This window comes from Lentilactobacillus dabitei (genome assembly GCF_019061365.1).
GTDB classification, from domain to species: Bacteria; Bacillota; Bacilli; order Lactobacillales; family Lactobacillaceae; genus Lentilactobacillus; species Lentilactobacillus dabitei.
In genome coordinates, this window is record NZ_JAHPPD010000159.1 from 1 (window position 1) to 1,989 (window position 1,989).

The following is a 1,989-nucleotide window of genomic DNA, read 5'->3' on the forward strand; positions in this document are numbered from 1 at the left end:
TCACCTCATACTTAATTAATAATTCTATGGTACTCAAAAAGACGTCTACGAAGTAGACGTCCAGTTATTTAGTGCTTACAAAAAGCTGAGGCGAATTAAGCATCAATTTAAAATAAAAAATGTCTATATTCAATCGTCAATTTGGCGTTTGAATATAGACATTTTTTTGATGTCATTCTTTCGACTTTAGCGTTAAAAAACAAGCTACCAAGCTGTAACCTGTACACCGGTTCGTACGAGACTCGAACTCGTGATCTCCTGCGTGACAGGCAGGCGTCCTAAACCAACTAGACCAACGAACCAAAATTGCGGGAGCTGGGTTTGAACCAACGACCTTCGGGTTATGAGCCCGACGAGCTACCAGACTGCTCCATCCCGCGATAATATAAAAATTCATTCTCATGAATGACCCGTACGGGATTTGAACCCATGTTACCGCCGTGAAAGGGCGGTGTCTTAACCACTTGACCAACGGGTCATTTGAACGGAGAAGGAGAGATTCGAACTCTCGCGCCGCTTACGCGACCTACACCCTTAGCAGGGGCGCCTCTTCAGCCACTTGAGTACTTCTCCAATATGGGCCTAAATGGACTCGAACCATCGACCTCACGCTTATCAGGCGTGCGCTCTAACCAGCTGAGCTATAGGCCCATTAGTACAAAGCGGGTGACGAGAATCGGACTCGCGACAACAGCTTGGAAGGCTGTGGTTTTACCACTAAACTACACCCGCAAAAAATATTAAAAAAGTGGCGCGGGACAGAATCGAACTGCCGACACATGCAGCTTCAATGCATTGCTCTACCGACTGAGCTACCGAGCCAAAAGCGGTTCGTACGAGACTCGAACTCGTGATCTCCTGCGTGACAGGCAGGCGTCCTAAACCAACTAGACCAACGAACCAAAATTGCGGGAGCTGGGTTTGAACCAACGACCTTCGGGTTATGAGCCCGACGAGCTACCAGACTGCTCCATCCCGCGATAATAAGGAGGATGAGAGATTCGAACTCTCGCGTGGTTTGACCCACCTAGCGGTTTTCAAGACCGCCCCCTTCAGCCACTTGGGTAATCCTCCATAAATAAGCTGATATAAAACGAACTCTAAAAATGTTGAGTCGATGGACCTTGTAGGACTCGAACCTACGACCGAACGGTTATGAGCCGTTTGCTCTAACCAACTGAGCTAAAGGTCCAAGACCTATATCGCGGCAGGGGGGATCGAACCCTCGACCTCCCGGGTATGAACCGGACGCTCTAGCCAGCTGAGCTACACCGCGATGATGACTAAATAAATGATAATGTTCTATCAATCGGGAAGACAGGATTCGAACCTGCGACCCCCTGGTCCCAAACCAGGTGCTCTACCAAGCTGAGCTACTTCCCGAAAAAATGCACCCAGTAGGAGTCGAACCTACAACCTTCTGATTCGTAGTCAGACACTCTATCCAGTTGCGCTATGGGTGCATAAAACTATGCCGAGGACCGGGATCGAACCGGTACGGTCATCACTGACCGCAGGATTTTAAGTCCTGTGCGTCTGCCAATTCCGCCACCCCGGCATAACAAGCGGAAGACGGGATTCGAACCCGCGACCCCCACCATGGCAAGGTGATGTTCTACCACTGAACTACTTCCGCAAAATGCCGACTAGAAGATTCGAACTTCCGACCCCCTGTTTACAAGACAGGTGCTCTGCCAGCTGAGCTAAGTCGGCATACAAAATATTATGCGCTAATAATATTCAATTGTAATGAGCCGTGGCAGTCTCGAACTGCCGACCCTCTGATTAAAAGTCAGATGCTCTACCAACTGAGCTAACGGCTCAATATGGAGGATACAGGGATCGAACCTGTGACCTCCTGCTTGTAAGGCAGATGCTCTCCCAGCTGAGCTAATCCTCCAAATATAAAGCGTGGCAACGTCCTACCCTCGCAGGGGGCGATCCCCCAACTACTCTCGGCGTGCAGAAGCTTAACTGCTGTGTTCGGCA

19 tRNA genes are annotated in these 1,989 nt (G+C 49.5%); all 19 read right to left on the bottom strand.

Going from position 1 to position 1,989, the window contains the following annotated elements:
* Nucleotides 1–227 precede the first annotated feature (227 nt).
* Nucleotides 228–302 (bottom strand) — tRNA-Asp (locus KTE19_RS13410).
* A 4-nt stretch (nucleotides 303–306) separates the two neighbouring features.
* Nucleotides 307–380 (bottom strand) — tRNA-Met (locus KTE19_RS13415).
* A gap of 26 nt (nucleotides 381–406) precedes the next feature.
* Nucleotides 407–478 (bottom strand) — tRNA-Glu (locus KTE19_RS13420).
* Between the two features lie 7 nt (nucleotides 479–485).
* Nucleotides 486–573 (bottom strand) — tRNA-Ser (locus tag KTE19_RS13425).
* A gap of 4 nt (nucleotides 574–577) precedes the next feature.
* Nucleotides 578–651: transfer RNA gene (locus KTE19_RS13430), tRNA-Ile, on the bottom strand.
* 10 nt (nucleotides 652–661) lie between these two features.
* Nucleotides 662–732 (bottom strand) — tRNA-Gly (locus KTE19_RS13435).
* A 17-nt stretch (nucleotides 733–749) separates the two neighbouring features.
* A tRNA-Phe gene (locus KTE19_RS13440) sits at nucleotides 750–822 on the bottom strand.
* 5 nt (nucleotides 823–827) lie between these two features.
* Nucleotides 828–902 (bottom strand) — tRNA-Asp (locus KTE19_RS13445).
* Nucleotides 903–906: 4 nt separating this feature from the next.
* A tRNA-Met gene (locus KTE19_RS13450) sits at nucleotides 907–980 on the bottom strand.
* Nucleotides 981–986: 6 nt separating this feature from the next.
* A tRNA-Ser gene (locus KTE19_RS13455) sits at nucleotides 987–1,074 on the bottom strand.
* Nucleotides 1,075–1,118: 44 nt separating this feature from the next.
* A tRNA-Ile gene (locus KTE19_RS13460) sits at nucleotides 1,119–1,192 on the bottom strand.
* A gap of 10 nt (nucleotides 1,193–1,202) precedes the next feature.
* Nucleotides 1,203–1,276 (bottom strand) — tRNA-Met (locus KTE19_RS13465).
* 33 nt (nucleotides 1,277–1,309) lie between these two features.
* A tRNA-Pro gene (locus tag KTE19_RS13470) sits at nucleotides 1,310–1,383 on the bottom strand.
* A gap of 6 nt (nucleotides 1,384–1,389) precedes the next feature.
* Nucleotides 1,390–1,463, bottom strand: a tRNA-Arg gene (locus tag KTE19_RS13475).
* Between the two features lie 9 nt (nucleotides 1,464–1,472).
* Nucleotides 1,473–1,558: transfer RNA gene (locus KTE19_RS13480), tRNA-Leu, on the bottom strand.
* 6 nt (nucleotides 1,559–1,564) lie between these two features.
* A tRNA-Gly gene (locus KTE19_RS13485) sits at nucleotides 1,565–1,636 on the bottom strand.
* Nucleotides 1,637–1,640: 4 nt separating this feature from the next.
* A tRNA-Thr gene (locus KTE19_RS13490) sits at nucleotides 1,641–1,713 on the bottom strand.
* Between the two features lie 37 nt (nucleotides 1,714–1,750).
* Nucleotides 1,751–1,823, bottom strand: a tRNA-Lys gene (locus KTE19_RS13495).
* Nucleotides 1,824–1,827: 4 nt separating this feature from the next.
* Nucleotides 1,828–1,900 (bottom strand) — tRNA-Val (locus KTE19_RS13500).
* Between the last annotated feature and the right edge of the window lie 89 nt (nucleotides 1,901–1,989).